Source organism: Pseudomonas sp. ATCC PTA-122608 (assembly GCF_001952855.1).
In the GTDB taxonomy this organism is placed as follows: Bacteria; Pseudomonadota; Gammaproteobacteria; order Pseudomonadales; family Pseudomonadaceae; genus Aquipseudomonas.
In genome coordinates this window covers 72,989-95,127 of the sequence record NZ_LPNO01000003.1, presented here as the reverse complement: position 1 = coordinate 95,127, position 22,139 = coordinate 72,989, and the positions used below count along the sequence as shown (strand labels likewise).

The 22,139-nt window shown below is 57.6% G+C and carries 14 protein-coding genes and 1 other RNA gene; 4 read left to right on the top strand and 11 right to left on the bottom strand.

Annotation, left to right across the window (positions count from 1 at the left end; genetic code table 11):
• Nucleotides 1-49: 49 nt before the first annotated feature.
• The gene (locus AU074_RS05030) at nt 50-2,140 is read right to left on the bottom strand and encodes an AAA family ATPase (protein ID WP_076013775.1); all 2,091 of its coding nucleotides are present in this window, start codon (nt 2,138-2,140) and stop codon (nt 50-52) included.
• Nucleotides 2,141-2,295: 155 nt separating this feature from the next.
• Between AU074_RS05030 and AU074_RS34380 the strand changes: the two genes are divergently transcribed.
• Nucleotides 2,296-2,427 carry a hypothetical protein gene (locus AU074_RS34380; protein WP_256576845.1) on the top strand — a complete coding sequence of 44 codons (132 nt, stop codon included), beginning with the start codon at nt 2,296-2,298 and terminating at the stop codon, nt 2,425-2,427.
• A gap of 13 nt (nt 2,428-2,440) precedes the next feature.
• On the opposite strand, the gene AU074_RS05025 is transcribed toward AU074_RS34380, so the two are convergent.
• The 6 genes from AU074_RS05025 to AU074_RS05000 form a co-directional block, all read right to left on the bottom strand.
• Nucleotides 2,441-3,091: a HEPN domain-containing protein gene (locus AU074_RS05025; protein ID WP_054920560.1), complete on the bottom strand. Its 651-nt coding sequence runs from the start codon at nt 3,089-3,091 to the stop codon at nt 2,441-2,443.
• 124 nt (nt 3,092-3,215) lie between these two features.
• Complete coding sequence (locus AU074_RS05020) at nt 3,216-3,554, bottom strand: YkvA family protein (protein WP_076013774.1); 339 nt, start codon at nt 3,552-3,554, stop codon at nt 3,216-3,218.
• Between the two features lie 80 nt (nt 3,555-3,634).
• Nucleotides 3,635-5,743 carry a dynamin family protein gene (locus AU074_RS05015; protein ID WP_076013773.1) on the bottom strand — a complete coding sequence of 703 codons (2,109 nt, stop codon included), beginning with the start codon at nt 5,741-5,743 and terminating at the stop codon, nt 3,635-3,637.
• On the bottom strand, nt 5,740-7,977 hold the full coding sequence (locus tag AU074_RS05010) for a dynamin family protein (protein ID WP_076013772.1): 2,238 nt from the start codon (nt 7,975-7,977) through the stop codon (nt 5,740-5,742). Before AU074_RS05010 ends, AU074_RS05015 begins: the two co-directional genes overlap by 4 nt.
• On the bottom strand, nt 7,974-9,731 hold the full coding sequence (locus AU074_RS05005) for a dynamin family protein (RefSeq protein ID WP_076013771.1): 1,758 nt from the start codon (nt 9,729-9,731) through the stop codon (nt 7,974-7,976). The genes AU074_RS05010 and AU074_RS05005 overlap by 4 nt, the downstream gene beginning before the upstream one ends.
• 71 nt (nt 9,732-9,802) lie before the next feature.
• Entirely contained in the window at nt 9,803-10,225 is a 423-nt protein-coding gene (locus AU074_RS05000) for a hypothetical protein (protein ID WP_076013770.1), read from the bottom strand.
• A gap of 431 nt (nt 10,226-10,656) precedes the next feature.
• On the opposite strand from AU074_RS05000, the gene AU074_RS04995 reads away from it, so the two are divergent.
• From AU074_RS04995 to AU074_RS32730, 3 genes are read left to right on the top strand one after another with little or no spacing between them, the layout of a single operon-like run.
• Complete coding sequence (locus AU074_RS04995) at nt 10,657-11,958, top strand: hypothetical protein (RefSeq protein ID WP_076013769.1); 1,302 nt, start codon at nt 10,657-10,659, stop codon at nt 11,956-11,958.
• The gene (locus AU074_RS04990) at nt 11,955-13,946 is read left to right on the top strand and encodes a hypothetical protein (RefSeq protein WP_076013768.1); all 1,992 of its coding nucleotides are present in this window, start codon (nt 11,955-11,957) and stop codon (nt 13,944-13,946) included. The genes AU074_RS04995 and AU074_RS04990 overlap by 4 nt, the downstream gene beginning before the upstream one ends.
• Nucleotides 13,943-16,576 carry a helicase-related protein gene (locus AU074_RS32730; protein WP_083676635.1) on the top strand — a complete coding sequence of 878 codons (2,634 nt, stop codon included), beginning with the start codon at nt 13,943-13,945 and terminating at the stop codon, nt 16,574-16,576. Before AU074_RS04990 ends, AU074_RS32730 begins: the two co-directional genes overlap by 4 nt.
• Nucleotides 16,577-16,906: 330 nt before the next feature.
• Here AU074_RS32730 and AU074_RS04975 read toward each other — a convergent pair whose 3' ends face one another.
• The 4 genes from AU074_RS04975 to AU074_RS04960 all read right to left on the bottom strand — a co-directional run bounded on the left by AU074_RS04975 (nt 16,907) and on the right by AU074_RS04960 (nt 22,126).
• A complete protein-coding gene (locus tag AU074_RS04975) occupies nt 16,907-18,160 on the bottom strand; it encodes an integrase domain-containing protein (protein WP_076013767.1) in 1,254 nt (417 codons plus the stop codon).
• Between the two features lie 184 nt (nt 18,161-18,344).
• Nucleotides 18,345-18,742, bottom strand: a transfer-messenger RNA (tmRNA) gene (ssrA, locus tag AU074_RS04970).
• Nucleotides 18,743-18,844: 102 nt separating this feature from the next.
• Nucleotides 18,845-19,129 (bottom strand): hypothetical protein, encoded by a 285-nt coding sequence (locus AU074_RS04965; RefSeq protein WP_003212250.1) that lies wholly within the window; start codon nt 19,127-19,129, stop codon nt 18,845-18,847.
• A 186-nt stretch (nt 19,130-19,315) separates the two neighbouring features.
• Nucleotides 19,316-22,126 carry an FAD-binding and (Fe-S)-binding domain-containing protein gene (locus AU074_RS04960; protein ID WP_076013766.1) on the bottom strand — a complete coding sequence of 937 codons (2,811 nt, stop codon included), beginning with the start codon at nt 22,124-22,126 and terminating at the stop codon, nt 19,316-19,318.
• Nucleotides 22,127-22,139: the final 13 nt, after the last annotated feature.

Here is a 22,139-nt window from a genome sequence, read left to right as displayed (position 1 = left end):
TTTCCGGGTTGTCTGCCTATCGGCGACAACCCGGCAACCTTTAGTCTGGTTAATGTATGAAACCGATTGGGCGCTGCTGCCCGGCGGATTTGAGCCGGCACTCGGCCAGCAACGCCTCCGCCAGCTCGTCGGCACTGGCGAATGGCTTGAAACGCCCTCGGCGCGCCACTGCCGCAAAGTCACCCGGGGTCAGATGCGCCTCACCTCGCAAGCGATTAGCTGCGCTGTGCTGCGGGTCTTTCAAGGCCAGCGCTTTCAAGTGTGCGGCAAATAACGCCTGGGCCTGGGCGGTGGCCAGGTAGCCGAAATGTACCTTCAGATCGAAGCGCCGCAAGGAAGCCTCGTCCAGGTCTCGGATCAGGTTTGTCGAGGCAATGAACAGCCCTTGATAGCTCTCCATTTGCGTGAGCATTTCATTGACCGCGGTCACTTCCCAGCTCTGCCGCGCCTTGCGCCGGTCCTGCAAAAAACTGTCAACCTCATCGAGCAGCAGCACTGCGTCTTCCTGTTGTGCGCGCTCGAAGGCGCCCGCCAGATTCTGCTCCGTCATTCCGACATAGGGTGAAACCAGGTCGGAGACGCGCTTGACCATCAACGGCTTGCCCAGCTCTTGCGCCAGCCATTGGCCAAAGGCAGTTTTACCGGTGCCTGGCGGACCGTAGAAGCACAGGCGTGCCTGGGGATGGACACGTAGTCCGTCAACCAGGCCGTCAAGAGCATGGTCTGCGTTGATCCATTGCGGAGAGTAGAAGGTGGGCAAGCTGCTACCGCCGTCATGTTGCAGCTTCTCGAGACCCTGTGCTTTCAACGTTCCGTCGACGATGCAACGGATCGTCGTATCCAGCGTCTTGCTCGCGCGGTTTCCTACGCTGCGGCCTACTCGCACGGCTCGCTCCAGCACCGCCGGTGTTACTTGTTCATGGGCACTGAGGTGCTCGATCAACTGATCACTCAACTTGCCCCCGCCACACTCACGCAGCATCTGTTTGCGCTGCGCCAAGGGCGGGTTGGGGATCTCGATCACTAGATCGAAGCGACGTATATGTGCCGCGTCGATAGCCTCAATGCTATTGCTCAACCAGAAACACGGCAGCGCATTCTCCTCCAGCATGCGATTGATCCAACCCTTCTGCGAGCGGCTATGAGTGTCGGTGCTGGAGGTTTGAAAGATGTCCTCAATCTCATCCAGTACGAGCAGGGCCCGCTGCGAGCGCAGTACGCTATTGGCTGCACGCAGGGAACACAGGCGCTGTTTTGCCTGCACGGGGTCGCCATCGCTGTCCGTGCAGGCCACTTCATAAAGCGCGCTGTTCAGGCTCTTTGCGAGCAGTCGACTGAGCTGAGTCTTGCCGGTGCCTGGTGGGCCATAAAGCAGAATGTTTACGCCTTGACGGCCCTGTGCCAAGGCTTTGGCCAGGTAGCGTTCAGCGATGTTCAGTGGCTGCTTGATGTGTCGGTAGTGCTCCAGGCTCAGGCTGCCTGGCGGACTCAGACGGAAGGCATAAGCAAACAACTCCAGCGATGTGCCCTTGCTGAATCGCAGCAGTCCAGGAAGCTCCTGATTGCTCACCGATAACATCGAGCTCAGCGCTGTAGAGGCGCGGGAATTGCTCCCCACCTCCAGCAAGCCTGCCCGGATCAGGGGGCTGTTACTCGCCAGGCAAGCCTCGACCTCGGGGAGCTCCAGGCCCAACAATACCGCCAGCACTTTCATGGCGCGATTGAATCCCACCATGCCCAACTGATCGGTAGCATCACTGAGCACCGGGTCGATATGAATCAGTACGCAGAACCCCAGTACCCGCAACTCTGACTCTCCCAGCCCCAATAAAGTCCCCAATGCTTCAAGATTGCTCCCCAGGCGATCCGGGTAGGGGGTATCCGGATGGCTTGCCTCGAAAGCGCGAGCGGCTCGACGCAGGGCCGATAAGGCCTGCAGCGGGCTGTACTCGTCTCGGTCTACCCATTTAGCCAGGCCTAGCCCACGGGCCAGATCATCATCGTTGAACCCATGTCGACTGATTAAATTCCGATGCCCCCCCAGGTCCAGCAGCAGTTGGAAACTCCACTTCAGCGAGAGTGCACAAGTGTCGCAAGCGCGGCGGCTGTCGTGGGCGAAGGGGGTGAGGCGGGTTCCCATGCTGAATGTCCTGATGCTGTGGAGGCGACAGGATGGGGCGAGGGGTGGTCAAAATGTGTCGTGGTAATTGTGGCCAGTGATGATCCAGGCTCGACACAATCTGTCGTGCCTGAGTCTTAATCTGAAATCCACAAAATGGACCAGAGAGATGGGCAATGCTAAAGAACGTACTGGCAACCGTGGGTTTGGTCGTGGTACTCAAAAAGAGCTTTGATCTTTACCAGAAGTACAAGCAGATGGAGCGAGAGAACGATGTTTGGCGCAAGGCAGCCAGTGGCAGGGATTGATTAACCCTGACACTCAGGACTGCACGACTGGATAGCAGGCGTCACCCCAGAGCGTATCGGGATTTTCCAGCATCAGATGGATAATCAATGGCACCAGCTTGCCGAGCAGTTTGCCGCAATCGCGCAATTGTGGTCGGTTGATACTGCTATCCCAGGTCGCACCGCCATGCATGATTTGATTGCGCAGGGTGTAGATGCGATTGAAAAGCACCGCAAGTACATCGGCGGTATCGCGTTGTGCCAGGGCAGACTGCGCTCTGCGTCGGCCGTCGGCGAAACGCTCGCTCCATTGTTGCTCGGTGATCTTGCCGTTCTGATGATCCCAGAAGCTCTGGAAAACGTACGGGTTATCCAGCAGCACGCGGATGCTTCCCGAAAACTCGGACCAGACCAGTTTCTCTATCTGCCGTTCGCGATCCAGATCGCAAAGCTTGCGCAGAAAGGCGCGGAAGGTTTCCTGTTCGGATAGCCGATAGTTCTCGTCGATGTCAGTTGCGTAAGCGGCGTTGAAGGCAATCCATAGGAACACGAAGCGACCGTCCGGATCGTCAGCTTGTTCGGCGCGTTGCAACCAGCTCAAGGATCGGTGTACACGCAATGTCAGGTTAACGTGATGGTTGTCGCGTTCAAGTCGGTGACGCGCCTTGAGGGTTTGGTAATCCATGGGGCTGACTCTACAGGAGGAGTGGGGGGGCATGGTTCAGGGCCATGCCATGACGCTGATGGTTGTATCTGTTCATAGTGAAGCCTTACTTCCAAACGGGACCGAAGTAAGGCTTCCACTCATATCAGGAAAACCACTGATTCAATGTTTCCTTCGCCTTAGCCACGTGTTCGGCTTTGATATGGGTAGCGGTCGCTGCCAACGCTGCGCACAAAACACCGATGTCGTCGGAATAGCCCACGATTGGCGTGATGTCGGGTATGACGTCGATCGGAGAGATAAAATAGCCGAGCGCACCATAGATGGTGGTTTTTGCCCAGGTCGGGGTATCTGAGTCGGTTGCGGCGTAGTACATCTTCAACGCCGGTTCCAGTGCTGCCTCGCCGGCGGATTTCGCATAGTTTTTTACTTTGTCCCAGAACGAGTCGTCTGAGTAATCCTTTTCAAATGCGCTGCCTGACATGGTTTGCTCTCCACGATTTTTTGGTTTTGACGAGGTGTGTGATTAGTAGGGGCGTTGGGGCAGTTTTCGCCAAACCGGCTTCACACCTCTGTTTCAGGTATTTCTGCGGTCAGCCGAACCGCATCGCTGAAGGCCTCGAACAGTCGTCGTGACTCCTTGAGCCAGCGCTCCAGAGGCGCGATGTCCAGCTTGCTGTCGAGCTTATCGATGGGGCCGAGCATTCGCTCGTAGACGTCCTTGCCACCAATTTCCAGGCTGTCGAGCCGAAGTCCGTTAATGGCTGTTTTTTGCGCGCGTATCGTGGCGATATCCGCCTTGATGGCTTCGTCATACATCGAGAAAACCTCCCGCAGACGCCCATCCAGATGCTGCCGTGCATCACCCTGCTGGTTGATCTGGGAAAAAAACTCCAGCAGCGGTACGTCGCGATAAGCCACTTCGTTGCGCAGGGTAGAGCTGTATGCGCTGATCCCGACAACCGAAATTCCCTCCGATTGCAGGATGTCCTGGACCTCATCCATGACGTACTCGATGTCGTCTTCGGACTTGAGGTCGGCCTTGGTCAAAACGATATACACCGGCCGCTGCTCGACGCCGATCTGCTGGATAAAATCCAGGTCTGAGTCAGGCACCGTGCCGTTGGAATCCAGGCCGATCAGCCAGATGATCGCGTCGGACTGCTGCGCAAACTGGATGGCGGTGCGTTTGTCACCCTGGCTGTGTTCGGCTGCCGTCGCCGGTGGGTTATAGCCGGGGGTATCGATGAAGCAAATGTCGCGGAAGTATTCAGGGTCCATCTGAACACCCACACACATGAATGGCATCAAGCTCTTCAAGTCGAAGCTGAATGAGTTGATGAAGGCATGGGAAATGCTTTTGTAGAAGTCCACATCCAGGTTGATATGGCCGCCGTTTGCCGAGTACCCGCGAATCATCCGCTCGTCAGTCGCCAGCACGTAGCTAGGGATCGCGGTAACTGGCTGCATGCCGACTGCCAGGCGTACTTCTGGATCACGGATAAAACTGTTGATGAACTCGGACTTGCCGCTGCTGAAGCCACCGACAATGCCGACGATGGTGCGCTCATGAACGTCTGGAAAGCCTACGAGTAAGGCCAGTTCCTGCTGGATCGACTGCAACATCGTGAGGGCCTTGGCTTCAGCAGCCAGGGACGATTCATTGTCTGCGAACACCATGTAATCGTTCGCCAGCAACTCTCTGAAACGGGCCAGGCTAGCACTTTCCCGTGGGCGAGCGGCGAGCAGCCGGGAGATGAGCTGGAAGCGCGTCCAGGTGTCCCCGTGGCGTTGATTCAACGCCTGAAACTCGTCCGCCAACTGAGCGTGCTGTTGTTGTTCCTCTTCATGGCGCTGCTGCAGTGTTTCGTGCGCCTTGAGGCTGACCTGCAGTTCCAGGCGCATCTGTTCCAGCGTCTGCTCAAGAGCCTGGCGTTGCGACTCTATGGTGTTGCGTTCCTGTTCGAGTCGGGCATGTTGCATCGACAGGTTGTCGAAGCGTTCGCGGGCCTGTTCCTGGTCGCGCTGATGCTGGTCAATGGCATCTTCTAGCGACTGCTGCATACCTTCGAGTGTCTGCCGGGTGTTGGTCAGCTCGGCAGCGGTGTTGGCCTGACGCTCGGTCAGTTGTCCATGTTCCGCTGTCAGTGTTTCAAGGCGTTCCAGGGTGTTCTGGTGCTCTTGGGTCAGTGCCTCGTGACGCTCATCCGCCGTCTTGAGCGCTTCGGCACCGGCTTGCAGTTCAAGGCGCGCTTGCTCGATGTTTTGTTCGAGGACCTGGCGAGCGTCTTCAATGCTGTTACGTTCCTGCACCAGTTGCGCATGACGCGTCGACAAGGTGTCGAAGCGTAGCCGCGCTGTCTGCTGAGCATGCATATGCTCAGTATTGGCCTGCTCCAGCGACTGCTGCACCCCCTGCAAGGCTTGCCGGGTGTCGGTCAGCTCGGCGGCGGTGCTGGCCTGGCGCTCGGTCAGTTGCCTATGGTCGGCGGTCAGCGCCTCAAAACGCGCCACTGTGCCCTGATATTGTCGGGTCAACGCATCGTACTGATCATCCGCAGCCTGGAGTGTTTCGACCACACCGTCACGCAGCAGCTTGCGACGCCGGATGAACAACTGGCCGAGTTTGTCCAGTTGGGTCATCAGCGCCGGCGGAAACAATTCAGTCTTCATGCCGCCTCCAGTTCCTTGGCCATGCGTTGCAGGCGGTCCAGGGTCAGAAGAGCATTTTCGACCTGTTCTTCCAGCTGTTCCATCCGCGCCTGCATATCTTGGAAAAATGCGCTGCCGTAGGAGTCTGGAAGCTTTTCAGTCACGTCATCCATCAAATGACGGATTTGTTTTTTGGCCTGTCCCTTGAGGTCGTCCAGAAGATGCCGGGCTTTGTGCAGGAAATCTCGTGCCTCATCGTCCAACAGGTAACTGCCAGTGCCTTTGAGTTTGCTGAGTTCCTGGCTGCTGAGTTCAAAGACAGGGAGCTTGAGGCGGGCAGCCAGACCCTGGTTGGTTCGGATGATCAACGCCGTGTCCAGATCATCACCAAGGTGACGCCTGGCGACTGAAGTCGACTCCTTGACCAGGTTATCGCGAAACTTTTTGGTCAGGGCATCGCTTGTGCTCTTCAGGTTGCCTGTCAGACCTTCGGCAAACTCCTCCAGCTCGTTGCAGACCTGGCGCCAGTACAACTTGAATACGGTGTAGTGGTGAGTTTCCGTGCCGCCCCCCCAACCCCAGTTGGCAAATTTTGCCACGATGCTGTCGCGCACCACCTCTCTGGATTTCTCCTCTTCAGTAGCTGATGCACCGACTTCCTTAAGCGTGGAGCGATAGGCAGACTCAAGTTCCTTTGTGAGGTCCTTTTTCAGATCCTCGCAAAACTCTTTTGCGCAATTGTTCAATACGCTATCGAGCTCGTAGGTGCCCACTACCATCAGACTGTCCAGCTTGCGCCGCTGAGCCTTCAGGTCTTCAATATCGGCATTGCGGACTTCCTGATACTTGGCCTGGGTAAAGTTCAGCAAGTCGGCCCGGAACGCTTCCAGTGCCGAGGACTTGGCGCGAATGAGCTCCTCGTGTCGATCTTCGATAATGCGGTCCTTCTGCGCACGCACGCTGTCCAGCACCGCCCGCAACGCTTCGGTGTTGGCTAGCAGGTCCAGATTGCCTCGGCAGCGTTCGGCATGCTCTGGCGTAAAGAAGTCAGGGTAATTTGCTTTAAGGTTTTCCCACGCCTTCTGCTCGCCACTGTCCCATTCGTTCTGTTGGCCAAAACGTACCGAGAGGCTGTGGCACATGCCTGAGGTATGCAGGACCTTGCCGGCGCCTTTATCAATTAAGTTGTCGAAAGTCGCACCGATCTCCGGATGCTGGACCTTCAAGCGTTGCAGGGTATCGACCATGTGTACGCTGAGCGTCTGGGTGATCTTGTCCAGCGATCCCTGAAGTGTGGGTTGACGCGTGTCGCTGCCATACAGCTGGTTATCGACCTGGCTGGCGATCAACACCAGTTCCTGGACACCCTCTTTCTGGGTGATCCGGCTCATCATCTCGATGTCCTGCTCACTAAGAAACTGGCCGGCAGGGCTGACGATAAAGACCACATCGCAATTCTTGAGCAAGGCTGTCGTGCGTTCTTCGCGGGATTGCACGGGGTCATTCAGGCCCGGGGTGTCAATGATGCGCACGTTACGCAACGAGTCCAGCGGCAGGAAGATATCGACGCTTTTGGTCAACGGCATGTAGTTGCCGCCGACGCCGACATAGTCGAGCAACTTGTCGGCTAATGATTGAGCATCAGTTGCCTGCAGGCGACCCAGGCTGTCGAGGGATCTGAAATCGACATTGGAGCTGCGAATGCTCTGCCACTGGTCATGGGCAGCCGCCAGCGCATGTTCCCCTTGCAGGGCTCGCCGGGCCGTTTTCTCGACGTCAGCATGGAACTGCTCGTCTTCTACGTGTCGGCCACTGCGCTGACGGCGCTGGCTCAGCGTTTCGTGGGCGCGAGACTTTTCTTCGCGAAGTCGTTGCTCATACCGCAGGGCGTTTTGCTCGATGTTCTTTCGGTCATCCTCGCTGTAGAACTGGACTTCAGCGCCGAATGTATCGCCATAGGTCAGGGTGGTCAGCGCCGCGGTCATCGGAGTGGCCGCCCGCGGGAGAATGGCGTGACCGTCGAAAATAAGGGCATTGAGCAATGAGGATTTGCCGGCCTTGACTCGCCCCACGACACCGATCTGCAGCAGACGATTTTCCTCGACCAGCTTGGCGAAGGCTTTTTCCAGATATTCGCTGCGGTCGATGGCATGCTTGCGCAGCCATTGAGCGATGTCTTTTTCCAGCTCCGGGTTGTACTTTTCCATCCATTGATGGAGACGTTGGTTCAGATCCAGGACGTGTTGTGCGTTCATTGCTGCGACTCGTAGAGGGCTTGTTTGGCGAGTTGTTGCAGTTGTTCTCTGGCGCGGGTCAGCAGCGCGATCTGATGCTCGGAGGCCTCGGCATCGTGATTGCGACTGGCGACCAGTTCATCAATGAGCTTCTGCTTTTCACCGATTTCGCGCTCGAACTCCGCGCTGACTTGTGTCACCAGCACTTCCATCTGTTCGGCGAGCAAAACGGGCAGACGATCCCGCAATTCCCGTTTAACCGAAGGAATGATTTCATTGATCACTTTTTGCCGGAGTTGCTCGCGTTGGCGCCCCTCATTGAAGAAGGCCAGAATCTGGGGAAGAAAGATGATGGCCAACTCGATCAGCGGATTGACTACCGACGTAGTGACTGCAAGCACGGTGGCCAGGCCTTGATAGCTCACTCTGGGTAGCGGGTTTCCTTCCTTCCAGCCGCCTTCTTTTTTCAGTCTTTCCAGTTCGTGTGTATTGCGGTCGGCCAGCGATTTGCTCCAATGGCCCAGGGTCTCTCCGGTTTTTTGCAGGGTGCGGTTGATCCTGTCGGTGATCTGGTCCAGCCAGTTAGGATCACTGCTGAACTGGCCCATGCTTTTGCCTAGGTCACCCACGGCTTGAGCAAAGTCGGTGACGACTGAGCGGCTGAGAATGTCCATCTGCTCCTTGATAGTACGGGTCATCGAGCTTCGAACCACTTCAGATACGATCCGCGAGAAAGCGTCCTGATTACCCGCCAGGCCGGCGCTGACCAATTCCGACTGAGCATTATCAAGTTCACGGCCGACAGCATTGAGGCAGCTATCTACAGCGCGGTCCAGCTGCTTGTCGCGAAGGTCTTCCAGAATGCCGTCGCGTTTGCGCTCAATCTGTCGAATACCATTGGCCAGCTCGCTCAGGGCATGTTGATTTTCGGCCTGGTTCTTTTTCAGTGAGGTCAGCGCAAGGTTGATCTGGCTAAGCAGCGAATGGGTCAGATCTTTCAATCGATCTTCAAACACCTGGCGAACGATTTGTTCGGGTTGCAGGCGTGCAAGCACTTCGCCTAGCCGGGCATCACCATCGAGTCCTACCTTGACCAGGGGACGCGTGTCGACAAAGTTAATCCGGATCTGCTCGTCGACCAGTTCCGCGACTTCTTGCACTTGCTCGTCCGAGCGCAGGTTGACCTTGTTCAGCAGGAAGGTGAAATCACGCCCGTAAGTCTGCAGGTCATCCAGTTGACGCAACATCGACTGAGTGATGTTGCCGTCTTCCACGCTGGTCACCACGATGAAGTGCACGCCGCGGGGCAGGTAGTACGCGATTGCTTTGTTGTGGTTGGCCAATGAGGAGCCGAACCCGGGCATGTCAACCAGCACCAGTGAGGGCGAGGCTTTGAGTCGCGGGTTATCCAGGTACAACTGAAGGTGGGTGAATTCTTTGGCGCGAGTCTTGATACCGGCAATAGCGCTGACGTCCAGGCGTTCACTGCCGCCATCCAGGCGAATAGCCAGCAGATGCGGGTCATTGCTGTAACGCAACTCAGTGGCCAACTCGGTTTCGGGTGTCAGGCCAATACCCAGGACGTTTTCGCCAAGGAAAGCGTTCAGCAAGCTGCTCTTGCCAGCGCTGAACGCACCAATGACGGGGACGAGCAGTTCGGTATGTTCGATATCGTTCTGCAGCCGCGTCACCTCATCGGGCTGAATCGAGGTTTCTACAATGAGCGGCAGAATGGATTTCAGATAGTTGAGGTAGGTGCTTTGGGTTTTCAACATGATCAGTACGAATCCTTGCGTATATCAAAATAGTTTATGGGCATCGTTGTGGGTGAGGGGCTGCAGTCGTTTCACAACTTGAGCTCCCTCCATTCATAGCCGTTGTATTTCTCCCAGACTGCGCCGTTCTCAAAGTGCAAGTACACCCGCCACTCATCCGGATTGACCTGGATTTCTCCACCAATACGGGCGCAGTTACCGAACTCTGAGCGTAGAAAACTCTCTAGTTGCTGATAAAACGCATCGGGCAACCTGGAGCTGCCGGAGACGTAGCAAGACGATCCATTGGCGAAAAGGCTGCAGGGTTGAACGCTTGACCATAACGTCGCCGTTGCCTGGTCTGGATGTTTCTTGCTCCAGTCCAGAGCGAACTTGTGAAGCAGGACATGCCAGTTTCCGTCGGCGTACTCACCTTCAATCCCCCACATATCGATGGCCAGGAACAAGGTGGGCTGCTTCGAGCGTTTCTGCGACGGATAGAAGGACTCATGCATGGGGATATCTCTCGCTGGTTCAGATGTAAAACAAGACAAGTAAATGTCGAACATGCCCACGACATATTGTGTCGTGCGCGACATCTGGATCGTATGAGCAGCGGTGTGTAGTACTCACCGGGAAGTCAGCCGGGTTGTGGCCAGTCGTTCAGCGGCAGGGCAGCGGGGTACGAGAAGAGAGATGAGGCGTGGATAAATCAGAATGGCCACAGACATTCGCAACTTCCTTGTGCGTGTAGGCGTGAGTGCCTGCGAGAGAGATCTACTGCACGATATCGGCATGGGGCAGACAAGCTTTAGTTGGGACTTGCAAGGTCGATCATGAAGATCCCTGCGAAGCCGACGTGGACGAGATTATGGCATTTTGCTACCGTCGACGGCCATGCGCCAGCTCACATGCTGACTCGCTGCAAACGCAAAGGAAGCCTTTTATGAGCATGACCTGGGGACTCTCTGGTCCTGAACAATTGGATGGCGAGAGACGCACCCGCACGCTTGATATTGGCGCCGCAGTGCGTGAGTACAACGAGCGCGCTGTCCCTGGCATGGGCGGCGTGTGGTACGCCAAACAGCTGTTTTTGGCGATGCTGGGTATCGCGGTCGCGCAGAAGTTGCGCGAGCGCAAATCGAATGTCTCGAACATTGACGCGGCCAACGCCATTGAAGCGTTGGGCTGCTACTACGCGCTCAAACAGAACAAAGGCCAGGGTGATGCCCGGGTGCGGGGTTCGGAGAAACTGCGCGGCAAGGCGAATTTCAACTTCAAGACCCTGTGCAAGCCAGGGTTCTATGTCAGCCAACCGATGCGAATGGGGACCGGCCAGGCATTGTTGGCCCTGGGGCTGGTGCGCGCGCAGGGTGAGCGATTTAATGCCTTTGCCTGCACGGCCTTTGGTCATGAATTCGTTAACGCCTGCTGTGGGGATGACGGAGCGCTGTTAGAGGAGTTGGTGCAGTGGGCACAACGAGGCGATTCTGTAGATAGGTTGAAAGGCCCCGTTTCCGGGCTGCTCTCGCCTCTGCAAGTATTACCCGCACAGGCCCGTGCGCTGTTGTCTCGCCGCATCGATGCGGAACTCTCGCCAGCCAGCGGTGGCTTGCGACGTGCAGCCATACGTGGCTGGGTACGGGCTCGTCACGCCAAACCGGAAGCCGTGTTCGATTGGGCCGAGCGACCCGATGAAATCGATACCGAACACTGGAACGACTTGCATTATGGCGCTCTGTTTTTTCAAGTGCAGGATGCCGCCTACGACGTGCTGAACGCGGTGGAGCAGCACATGGCGGTGTTGAGCACGCAGCGGTTCGAGTTAGGGCGTGTCCTGCCCGAACGCATCTCGACGCAAATCACTCATTTGCGCGAAATGGCCCGATTGTTTTTGGATAACCCTCAGCGGCAGCGAATCGATCCTGTCGCCTCGACCTTCTGCCATGAGTGTATGGATCCTGATAGTTCGAGCCTGTTGGCCAGTCTGGTGAGCCGCGACGGTCGGGTTCTGCGTCTGCAAGGCAAGGACATTCTGCCTGGCGGTGCGTTCCAGCATCAGGTTTTGGAGGTCGATACTGGCCAAGCCGTTATCGAGGCCCAAGGCGAGGCTTCCCACGCCGCTTTGCCAGCCTGGATTTCCCATCGTGTAGGTCGTTTGCATCGACTGGACCTGGATCTCCGGGGCCAATTGAGCGCCTGGCTCACCTCGGCTCCAGCAGTAGCCCTTGAAGAGGTAAGTTTATGAGTCATGCTCCTGCCTCTCTGGCCCAACACTTCGAAACGCCGGACGGTTTTACTGGCCACTTCGGTTGGCTGTGCGGCTTCTCGGCTGACGACATGTTTCTCAACGATGCGATTGAGCGTTTCAGCCACCAGCAAGCCAATCAGCGTGCCTATGCCGGGGAAACGCTATTGGCACTGATGCTGGACCCGCGCGCGATCCAGATTACCCCGGTCGAAGTGCCGGGCCTGTTGCATTTACCCTGGGCGAAAGCTGAGTTGCCATTCAACCTGATGCACGCCAAGGTCGCGGTGCTGGGTTACCGCAGCACTGACAAGAGCGACGCCTGGTGCTTGCGTTTGCTTGTGTCCACCGGCAACTGGACCCGGCAGACATTAGAGCAGAGCCTTGACCTGATCTGGCGCCTGGACCTGTGCAGCGACGAACTGGCAGCACCCACCGAGGCAACGCAGCAGGTACGGACAGATATCTGCAGCGCCTGGAGTCTACTGCTGTGGCTACGGGAGCATTACGACTGCCGTGCGCTGCTCGCCAACCCGCTGACAGCCAAGGCTGTGGCGGATATTGACGCGATCCTGCACAAGCAGGTCAAGCCGAAAGCTTGCGGATTGAACGCCCGTTTCTTCGATAACCGAAAAGCGTCGCTGCTCGCCCAGCTGCCAGCCAAAGTCGTTTATGCCTCGGGTCGAGAAACTGCGCGTAACTACTTGGCCATGGGCTCGGGTTTTTATGAATCTTCAATGCCCGGTGAGCATGCATCGGTCCCGTTGAGCATCATCAGGTGCTTGCGCGGTGAAGCGGGAGAGCCGCGTCTGCTGACGGCGACCAGCACTGTAGATCTGTTTGTCAACGAGGCGAGCTGCCAGGGCATTGCAGCGGCAGCCGCGACCTTGACGGCTGCCAGCGTCAGCGTACGACCTGCGGCTCAGCCGGCCTACTTTCCTGACGTGCAAAAACGCACCTTGCATGCCAAGTTCATTTTCAGCGCCAGCGAGACTGGGCATTCGGAAAAAACAGCCAGCCCATGGCTGTACCTTGGCTCGGGCAATCTTACTCGGCAGGGCTTCACCCTGAAGATGGGGCGATCGACGGGCAACCTTGAGGCCGGGGTGGTATTCGCTCCGACGCCGTTGAACTGGTACCCGGCAAAATTGGGGGGCGCTGATCCCGAATCGATTGGCTATTACCTGCCGATTCAGTGGGAGCAGGAATGCGTCCCTGAGACGCTGCAGCAAGGCAAGGATCTTGAGGTGGGGAGCGAGGTGTTCAGCGCAGCGCCCGTGGCTTACTTGATGTGGCGCGACTCGGATGCATCAGAGCAAGGCTGGTTGAGCGCCGATGATCGCTCGCTCGGCAATTACTCAGTGCTGGATACGTCGCAACAGCCTTGTGCATATGTTGAGGGTCAAGGCTTCGCCTGGTGCGGACCACGACCGCGGCAGGTGGTTGTCAGTTGGCAAGAGGCGGGTGCAACGCATGTCATGACGGTGCCGGTGCTGGATGGGTTTGGCCGATTGGCGGCCACCGAGCTGCCAGAAATCAGCCTGGAGGATGCGTGGATGCAACTCGACAGTTTTCCACACTCGCCCGGTGAAGAAGAACTGCCCAACGCATTCGACGATAGCAAGCGCTCTGCCGACAAACAGGGAACCATTGCGCCAGGAAAAGAAGCGGCGCGTTACCCGATCCGGCAAATGATGGAACTGATCGAAGGTATCGCCGCGAAACAAACTGCGCTGGAGCCTCGGGATTGGCCGGTGTGGTGTGCCCGACTGGAGCAATCACTCATTCAGGCCGCCGGTTGTGGGTTGTTGCAGCAGTTTCTGACACTCGAAATCAACCCCATCCATGCCTTGCGCCAACCTGCGTTCAGGCCTTGTTTTGCCGAGACAGCGGACCATCCGCAAGGGCAGCGCTACGAAACCGCACTGAGCAATATCGAGGCCCACTGGAAACTCGACACCTCACATCCCCTGGGAGTCCTGCCATGAAGCGGATAGCCTTCAGTTGGGCAACCGTTGCGGCTTCACTGCGCGAACGGGCGATGCAACAGCAACAACTTGCAGATGACGCAGGTGAGGCGGCTGCGCACCTGAATCCAGGCCAGCGAGCCAGCCTGCATGCGTTGGCCGATCGTATTGGCGAACACGGGGTAGTGCTGGCCGACGAAGTGGGAATGGGCAAGACCCGTATCGCTGTCGAGCTGATTCGCGCAGTCAAGGACGCTGGCGGTCGAGCCGCCGTCATCGCCCCGCCAGGGCTGGGCTATCAGTGGCAGGCAGAGCTGAAGCTGGGAGGCGTCGCAACTCCCGCGATATTGCGTGGTCTGCTCGGCTACTTTGAAGCCTGGAGTGCCGAAGAGGTCCTTGATCAAAAGCCATGGTTTCAGGAGTCCACCCTGGTGCTGTCCCATACCTTTGCCAACTGGCGTATGGGCGAGAACGCAACGCCCTGGCGCAGAGAGTTGGTGCCGGAAGTCTTCGCACGCTGGCGCAAAGAGACAGGTTTCAAGTATCCAAATGGCTACCACCTGTCAGGCTCTGATGATGAAAGGGTCAAGCGAGCCGCCGCCAGTATTGTGGGGCGTATCAGCGAAGACGCCGCGCAACCCGCTTACACCTGGTTGACTGACGTCACGACCGGGCATGCCTGGCCAAACCCTGATACTCACACCAATTACCGCCGCGGTACTCCTCACCGGAGTTGGCTTGAACAGGTGGTCGGGTTTGGCCTGGGCTCCTTCGACCTGCTGGTGATCGACGAAGCCCACAAAAGTCGCGGCACCGACAGCGGCCTGAGCCGGTTGCTCGATAACCTGGTGCAGGGAACTCAGCACAGCCGTCGCTTGTGCATGACAGCGACTCCTGTGGAGCTGGATGTCGAGCAATGGCGGCAAACCTTCGAACGGCTTGGTCTCGACGAAAAAGTGCGCGATCAACTTCAGCCTGTGATCAACGACTTTGCGCAGGCCATCCGTCATCTGCGCGTTCATTGGCGTTCCAGCGACACGGCCCGTCAACAATATCAGGCAGCTGCCAGTGCCTTTCAATCGACGTTGAGCCCTTATCTGCTGCGCCGGGATAAACGTGAAGACGCCGACGTTTCACGCTTCGCCCAAGAAACTCAGGGGGAAAGCTATCGCAACACCCAAAAGCCCGTCAGTGTGGATGTACGCACGCTGAAGTTACCTTGGCGACAGGCCGTGTGCGCAACCGAGGCGCTGTCCGTGGCCTCGCGACTGGACGAAAACTCAACAGCCAAACGCTTGCGATTGACCCTGGCCAATGGGCATGGAATCGCTGACCTCCTAGCGCAAATTAATGAACCAGCGGAGCCTTCTACCCTGCCGAATTACGGACAGTCCAGCGCGGTGGATGACAAGCGCCAGCAACGCGTGCAGTGGTGGTTGAAGACGGCTGCGCAGGCGTTTCAGCATCCCCACCACTTGTTTGAGCACCCGGCAATTCTGGCCACCATCACGGCCATTGAAGCCGCACACGAGCAAGAGGAAAAGGTGCTGGTGTTCGGCAGTTTCACCGCACCCATGCGAGCCTTGGTCCGGCTGCTGAACGCACGTGAAATGCTTCGCAGCCTTGAGGCCGGCCGTTACTGGCCGCAAAGCGTAATCCAGGCTCGTGCCGACGAGCCCGATGACCATTCGGAATGGGCAGCAGTGGAGATTGCGCACCGTCAGCTGAATTGCCGGCTGAAACTCAACTCCATCCCTGAGCTGCTGGCCAATCAATACAGCACCCACAGCACACGTCGGGAGCAGCTACGCCGGCGTCTGCTCGGCTGGCTGGATGCGGGACTGCCCGAACATGAGCAGGTACCCCGCGCGATGTTCAAACACCTTCAGGAGGCCGAGCTCAACAAGGAGCTGGTGGGCACCGCCGAGAAACATCCCGTGGCGCTGTTTACCCGGGCAATCCTCGACTTCACTGGCGGGGACGTCGAACATCTGACGCCTGAGCAAGCGTGCACCGCCTTTTGCCAACTGCTGAGCGCTGCCGGCGACCAGCACACGGACGACAATCCCCACACACCGGATATCGGCGAAATTGCGTTGCAATGGGAGCTGCTACTCGCCCGTCTGCAGCCCGAGTTTTCCCACCAGGAGGGTGGTTTCGCTCGCCTGATGTACGGCGGCACTGAACAATCTACCCGCCGCTTGTTGCAACTGGCCTTCAACCGCCCGAACAGCTTTCCCCGTGTTCTCGTGGCCCAATCCACCGTCGGCCGCGAAGGCCTCAACCTGCATCAGGCATGCAAGACCGTCATCCTCATGCACCCGGAGTGGAACCCCGGTGTGGTCGAACAACAGATCGGCCGAGTCGATCGAGTGGGCAGTCATTGGAGTCGCCGGTTGGGTGAAGCGCTGGATAGGGGGAGTCCAGCGTCAGAGCTGCCGCGCATTGATGTGCATCCAGTGATCTTTCGAGGGACTTACGACGAGCATAACTGGCAGGTCCTGTTGGAACGTTGGGATGACCTGCGTGCTCAGTTACATGGAGAAGTGATTCCTGCTCGTGAGGCGGAGGGGGACTTGGAGTATGAGGAAGTGTTGACGGAATTGAAGGCCGGAGCGCCTTGTTTTTCGCCGTTGGGGCGAAAAATTTAAATCGGTCTCAGCTCTCCACCGGCCCCTGAAGATAACTTGTATGGGGTTGGCGAGAGCATGATCATGGCTTGGCACGCGGGTTGAGTGTTTTGAGTCCGGGTTTACAGTGCGCTGCGATTGTTTTTATCTGTCCGCAGGGAGTGAGCACTATGAGTTTTTCAGCAGTGAACAGCTTCGCGGCAATCTGGCTAACCGTTGATTAGCGGCTTGACTGAGTTGAACACTCGCGGTGGTCAAGCCTCATAGCCGCCTGCGATGTATCTGGGACACAAACCCGAATGAGGAGTAACTGTAAACTGCACGTGAGTATCTTCTCTTTAGTCCTGCGGACTATACGAGTGCTAGCCTGCCTCTTTTATGGGCTTGGATTGCGGACAGTGAAAGGCTCCCCGTCCCCGCTTGCTGTATATGCTCGCTCCACCAAGCCATCATCGGGCGTCTTCTCTCAATGTAATCCGCACGATTGTAGGCGCTACGCACTTCGTCTTTGTCCACGTGTGCAAGTGCGACCTCGATCAGCTCCGGATCCCATCCTTGTTCGTTCAGGATAGTACTAGCCATCGAACGCATGCCGTGGCTCACTAAGCGCCCTTCAAAGCCCATTCGCTTCAGGGCCATGTTTGCTGTCTGGCTGTTGCAGTGAGTCCGCGGGTCTCTATCGGCGGGGAACACATACTCTCTGTGGCCGCTGTAGGGTTTGATCGTCTCAAGTAGAGCCAGTGCGTGTTCGGTGAGTGGTATGACGTGAGCGCGTCGCTTCTTCATCCGTTCCGCTGGGATCGTCCAGGTTTTCTTGTCTAGATCGATGTCAGCCCAGGAGGTCGTGGCGGCTTCCGCAGGACGGGTCATGGTATGGAGCTGCCATTCGATCAGGCAGCGTGTTGTTCTTTTTATACTCGCATTGGCGATGGCGACCATTAGCTCTGGCAGCTCTTCGGGGCGTAGGGCAGCCATGTTTTGCTTTTTCGGCTTTTTGAACACAGCCCGAATGCCGCTGAGCGGGTTGGCAAAGATCATTCCCGAGTTCACGCCGTAGGTCATGATCTCGTTGAGCCGTTGGGTCAGTCGCTTCACTGTCTCCAGGCTGCCTTTGGTTTCAAGAGGACGCAGCAGTTCGATGACCGTTGGGGCATTGATCTGCGAGATAGGTGTTGTTCCCAGTGTGGGAAAAACATGCAGTGTGAGCGAGCGCCAGATGTCCTCGGCATAAGCCTGGGTTACAGAATCCTTTTTCAGTTCAAACCAGGCAGACGCCACGTTCTCGAATGTGTGCTCGGTTGCCTGCCTTTTTGTCTGCTCCAACTCGCTACGTTGTTCTTTCGGGTCGATGCCCTGGGCGAGAAGCTCTCTGGCTTCGACCGTTTTCTTCCTGGCTTGCGCGAGCGAGAGTTCTGGGTAGGTTCCGAGGCCCATATTGATGCGGTTTTTGGTAATCGGCTGCCGGTAGTTGAAGTTCCATAGCGTAGAGCCATTAACCCTCACACGCAGCTGTAGACCGTCTCCATCACTGAGTACGTAGTCCTTGTCTTTCGGCTTTACCGCTTTGAGTTGGCGGTCAGAGAGGCGGGTGGCTTGGGCGCACATGAGGTGTTCCATGACATCAATTGGTATTCCAAAAATTACCACTGAAGGGCTTGGAATACCATCTGGAATACCCGATGTCGTGGATTGTGCCGGACGTCCATGGACGCCGGTAGACCCAAAAGCCTTGATTTTGCTGGGTTTTAGGCACAAAAAAGACGTCCGTGGACGTCTTTAGATGTAAGTTTGGTGGAGCCGGGGGGATTTGAACCCCCGTCCGCCAGTACTCCGCTGTCGGTACTACATGCTTAGCCGTATCTATTAAGTTAACCCTCAGCGACCCGAAGGGCAGGGTGCTTTGGGCGAGTTGTGTAAGTTTTAGCCGATTCGTCCACAACGTACTGCACGGCGATTCTGTTCTATATGACAATCACTTTGGGTTTACAGACATCCCCTGGTGATTGCTGGACCCGAAGGTACCAGAAGCTCAGGATCTAAAGCTGCTTACGCAGCGAGAGAGAATTCCTGGCCGTAGGTTTCGTCATTGGCAACTATAAGAAGTTGCAACAGTGGATTTACGAGTTCTGTTACCAACTCGGCATGCACCTAAAGTTTCGCGACCGGCGTCGAATCCTAAACGGCCCCGTGCTTGTAACTCGTTGTTTCTTAGTGAGTGACAAGCCTGTGCAGTGTACGCCAATCGCTCACAGAAGGCCAACCCGAAGGTTGGCCTGAGCAGTCAGCGGGTTACTGATTGCCGCCTTTGTCCGTGTCTTGCAGGCTTTGCAGCGCCTTGGAGGTGATCTCGATGCATTTTTTGTCATCGCCTGCCGCATGGGCTGCCTTGGCTTGGGAAACGGCGGTGTCGATTTCGCCAGATTTGCCGCTGGTGTCGGTGGCGAGCAACGCTTTCCCGTTGTTGATTTTGTCCAGGTTGATTTGGCACAGATCGTCTTTTGTTCCGGCGGCAAACGCGGGGGACGCCAGCATCGCAGCGGTAATGAACAAACCAGCAAGAGCGGAACGCTTCATGGGTATCTCCTTGTGCAAATAGGGCTCGATGCTGCCGGTTTTCCGTGCAGCCAGCGAGGTCACTGATGAGCCTCGTTTGTCGAGGCCTATGCAGATGACTACGCCGGCGCGCAGGGGTTCTGTTTTGTCACTGGATTAGTCGAAAAACCCCGAAATCATTAGGTTCGGCACCAAAAAGGGGCGGCTCTAATGGGCCCGCGCCTGGGTCACTCGGTCCACCAGGTACACCAGGCCGTGGTAATCAATTCCACCATGTTGCGTCAGGCCAATCTCACACGTACGGCTGGTGGAAATGCCCTCGCTGCAATACTGCACGGCGTCCTTCAGGCTGCGCAGTGAGTGCGCATTCAGCTCCGGCGTGGTGAAGCCTTTGTCGCCGGCAAACCCACAGCAATGAATGCCTTCGGGGATCACCACGTTTTTGCTGCACTGCCTGGCCAAGTCGATCAGCGCCTGGCTTTCTCCCAGGTGCTGGGTGCTGCAGGTGACATGCACGGCGATCGGGGCTTCCTGGGGAGTGAAGTCGAGGCGGTCCATCAGGTGAGTGCGGATAAAACGCACGGGGTCGTAGAGGTCGAGACGGGTTTCGGCCAGGTCCTGGACCAGGCGCAGGGTGCACGGGCTGGTGTCGCAGTAGATCGGGTCGAGGCCGCCACGGCTGGCGTGGAGCAGGGCGCCGATCAGTTCCTGGCGTTTGTGTTCGGCTTGTTCGGCGTAGCCTTTGGATGCGAAAGGCTGGCCGCAGCAGAGGTTGTCCTGATTGTCGGGAAAGACTACCTGGTAACCGGCTTTTTCCAGCAGGCCGCGGGTTTTGTCGTACAGCGACATCTGCTCGTGGTCGCCGGCTGCCGGCCCCATCGCACGTGATACGCAGGCAGCGAGGTACACCACCCGTGGTCGCTCATCGCTCACGGCGGGGCTGAAGCGAATGGCCTTTTCCGGTTGCGGCATGGCGTTGGTCCACTGGGGGATTTGCCCCTTGGACAGGCGGGTTACCGTGGCTGAGAGCTTCGCCAGTCGCGGCGCGCCCAGCAGCATGCGCGCGCCGTTGGCTACGTGCAGGGTGAGGCGCGCACCTTGCAGTGCCGTGGCGAAATGCGTCGACAGCCATTCGGCTGTTTTCGTGCGGTCGGCGTCGCGGCCGCGCAGCTTTTTCACCAGGTCGCCGGTATTGATGCCTACCGGGCAGCGTTGGGCGCAAAGCCCGGTGGCCGCGCAGGTGTCGATGCCTTGGTATTGATAGGCCGCTTCCAGTTCGGTGGTGTCGATGCCGGCACGTTTTCGGGCCTGGATATCGCGCCAGATCACAATGCGCTGGCGCGGGCTCAGGGTCAGTCCCTTTGATGGGCAAACCGGCTCGCAGAAGCCGCACTCGATGCACTTATCCACAAGCTCGTCGGCGGCGGGCAGTGGCTTGAGGTGCTTGAGGTGGATTTGCGGGTCTTCGCTGAGCACCACATCCGGGTTGAGAATGCCGTTGGGGTCGAGCAGGCGCTTGAGTTGCCACATCAGTTGGTAGGCATCGCTGCCCCATTCCAATTCGACGAAGGGTGCCATGTTGCGACCAGTACCGTGCTCGGCCTTCAGCGAGCCGCCAAACTCCACTGCCACCAACTGGGCGACGTCGTCCATGAACGCCTGGTAGCGTGCGACTTCCTCCGCGCTGTTGAAGCCTTGAGTGAACACAAAGTGCAGATTGCCTTCCAGGGCGTGTCCGAAAAGTATCGCTTCGTCGTAGTGATGTTTGTCGAACAGATCGATCAGGCGATTAACGCCAATGGCCAGTTGTTCCACCGGGAAGGTCACGTCTTCGATGATCACGGTGGTGCCGGTTTTACGCACGGCGCCGACGGCGGGGAAGGTGTCTTTGCGGATTGCCCACAGGCGGGCGTTTTCAACCGGGTCTTCGGTGAAGTCGACCTGTTTCTCCACCGGGAAGCTGGCCAGGGAGGCCATGATCAGCGCCAGTTGCTTATGCAGCAGCGAGGGCGAAGCCGCGCGGGACTCGATCAGCAGCGCGCAGGCATTTTCCGATAGCTGCTGTACGAAAGCCGGCATGCCGGGTTTGTCCTGCACCGAGCGCATGCTGCGTCGATCCAGCAGCTCAACGGCTGAAACAGGTTGGGTTTTGAGGGCGGTGACCGCGTTGCAGCAGGTTTCCACATCGGGGAATACGATCAGGGCCGAGGCTTTGTTCGGGTGATCGATCACCGTGTCGTAGGTCACTGCGCTGATAAAGCCCAAGGTACCTTCGGAACCCACCAGCAGATGGCTGAGGATATCCAGTGGCTCGTCGAAATCCACGAGGGCGTTGAGTGACAACCCGGTGGTATTTTTCAGGCGGTATTTGTGGCGGATTTTTGCAGCCAATTCGGCATTGGCCCGCGTTTCGCGGCCCAGTGTCGCCAGGCGCTCAAGCAGTTTGCCGTGATGTTGGCGAAAGGCCGCAACACTGGCCGGATCTTCCGTGTCCAGGCGGCTGCCGTCGGCCAGCACCAAGCGAATGCCTGCCAGGGTGTGATAGGTATTCTGCGCCGTGCCGCAGCACATGCCGCTGGCGTTGTTGGCGACGATGCCGCCAATTTTGCAGGCATTGATCGACGCCGGATCCGGACCGATCTTGCGCCCGAATGGCGCCAGCCAAGCGTTGGCCTGCGCCCCGATCACACCGGGCTGCAAGCGGATTTGTGTGCCCTGGCCGCGAATTTCGCGCCCGTTCCAGTTGTCCCCCAGTACGATCAGTACCGAGTCGCTGATGGCCTGACCCGAAAGGCTGGTGCCCGCTGCACGAAAGGTCACCGGCACACGGTCGCGCTGGGCCAGTTGCAGCAGGGCCACCACTTCATCTTCCGATTCAACACGGATCACCAGTTGTGGGATCAGTCGGTAAAAACTGGCGTCGGTGCCGAAGGCGAGGGTGGAAAGTGGATCGTCGAAGCGACGATCTTGCGGGATCAGTTGTGCGGCGTCGCTCAGAAAAGCAGCAGGCAGGCTCATCGGTCCTCCAGAA